This window comes from Paenibacillus sp. OT2-17, assembly GCF_009827695.1.
Classification (GTDB): Bacteria; Bacillota; Bacilli; order Paenibacillales; family Paenibacillaceae; genus Paenibacillus; species Paenibacillus polymyxa_B.
In genome coordinates, this window is the sequence record NZ_WUDQ01000609.1 from 1 (window position 1) to 2098 (window position 2098).

Annotated in this window: 2 protein-coding genes; both read left to right on the forward strand. The window is 45.6% G+C overall.

Annotated elements, in window-relative coordinates; translation table 11 throughout:
- Positions 1-237 precede the first annotated feature (237 nt).
- Positions 238-513, forward strand: coding sequence for an HPr family phosphocarrier protein (locus tag GRP75_RS25170; protein WP_013372579.1), 276 nt, complete (start codon positions 238-240; stop codon positions 511-513).
- Positions 506-2098 (forward strand): phosphoenolpyruvate--protein phosphotransferase (gene ptsP / locus GRP75_RS25175; RefSeq protein ID WP_160790694.1); only part of this gene is annotated, 1593 nt, incomplete at its 3' end. The genes GRP75_RS25170 and ptsP, both read left to right, overlap by 8 nt.

A 2098-nucleotide genomic window follows, 5' to 3' on the forward strand; every position in this document is an offset into this window, starting at 1 on the left:
GAAGGCAAACGCTAAATCCATCATCTCACCTGTCATTTTTACTAACCTTCCAGAAGGTTCTTCGGTAACTTTAAACAAAACTGGAGTATTGAAGGCTGGCGAAGATGGTATAATTACGATAAAATAAACTCTATGTGTTTCGGATTAGTTGATTAGGCGGCTTAGGCCGTCTGATCAATGATCTGGTATACTGCGTGTAAACAAATATTATCTTTAGGAAAGTGGGAGGAACAAATTATGCAAACAACTTTTAGAATTACGGATGAAGACGGTATCCATGCACGTCCTGCAACTGCGCTGGTAAATACAGCTAACAAATTCAGCGGTGCTGAATCTTTTGCCGAAGCTAACGGTAAAAAAGTAACTTTGAAATCCATTCTGGGTGTATTGTCCCTGGGTCTGGAACAAGGCGATACTATTAACATTATCTGCGAAGGCGCTGAAGCTGCCGAAGCACTGAAAGCTCTTGAAAATGTAATCGTTAACGAAGGGCTGGGCGAAGTTCATGCTTAAAATTTCCGGGATTGCCGCTTCGGCAGGCATAGCCATTGCCCGGGCGTTTATCTTGGAGCATCCGAATTACGCTGTAGAGAGACGCGCGGTTGGTGATGTTGAAGCTGAAATCGCGAGATTGGATGCGGCTTTGGCACAATCTCAAACCGAATTGGAATCGATTAAGGAGAAAACGCTTCAGGAGCTGGGAGAGAAAAAAGCAGAAATTTTTGCATCTCACCTGCTCATCCTGAATGATCCTGAATTGATCGATCCGGTTAAAGCTAAAATCAGAGACGAGCAGCTTAATGCTGACTATGCTTTGAATGAAGTAGCTACACAGTTCATTTCCATGTTTGAAAACATGAAAAGTGCCTATTTGCAAGAACGCGCATCGGACATGCGTGATGTAACCAAGCGGATCCTGAATCACCTGCTTGGTGTTCATTTTGTTAGTCCTGCAGAAATTGCCGAAGAAACGATTGTGCTTGCAGAAGATTTGACACCTTCCGACACAGCTCAGCTGAACCGTGAATTTGTTAAAGGTTTTGCAACGAACATCGGCGGACGTACTTCGCATTCGGCTATTATGGCTCGCTCACTTGAAATTCCTGCAGTTGTGGGAACGAAAAATATATTGTCTCAAGCTAAAAGCGGTGATTTGATTATCGTTGATGGTTTGGATGGTCACGTATTCGTGAACCCTACCGAAGAGATTGTTGCGGAATACCGTGCTAAACAGGTGGCATACGACAAGCAACGCGAAGAGTGGCGTAAGCTGCGCGGCGAAGCTACGGTTTCTGTCGATGGTGTCCATGTCGAACTGGCAGCCAATATTGGTACGCCTAATGATGTAGCTGGTGTTCTGGACAACGGTGGTGAAGGCGTTGGCTTGTACCGTACGGAGTTCTTGTACATGGGACGCGATAAGCTTCCATCCGAAGAAGTACAGTATACGGCGTACAAAACCGTTCTGGAAAGAATGGAAGGTAAACCGGTTGTAGTTCGTACTTTGGACATCGGTGGCGACAAAGAACTTCCTTATCTGGACCTGCCGAAAGAAATGAATCCGTTCCTCGGATTCCGTGCTATTCGTCTGTGTCTGGATCGCCAGGATATTTTCCGCACTCAATTGCGTGCTTTGTTGCGTGCGAGTGTGCATGGTAACCTGCGCATCATGTTCCCAATGATTGCTACGCTGAACGAATTCCGTGAAGCTAAAGCTGTTTTGTTGGAAGAAAAGGAAAAGTTGGTAACCGAGGGTGTATCCGTATCTGAAGAAATTCAGCTGGGCATCATGGTAGAAATTCCTTCTACAGCGGTATTGGCTGACCAATTCGCAAAAGAAGTGGATTTCTTCAGTATCGGTACAAACGATCTGATTCAATACACAATGGCAGCGGATCGCATGAACGAGCGGGTTTCTTACCTGTATCAACCATACAATCCATCCATTCTGCGTCTGGTGAAAATGGTTATTGATGCCGCTCACCGTGAAGGACGTTGGGTTGGTATGTGTGGCGAAATGGCAGGAGATACAACAGCAATTCCGTTGCTGCTGGGTCTGGGACTTGATGAGTTCAGTATGAGCGCAACTTCCATTCTG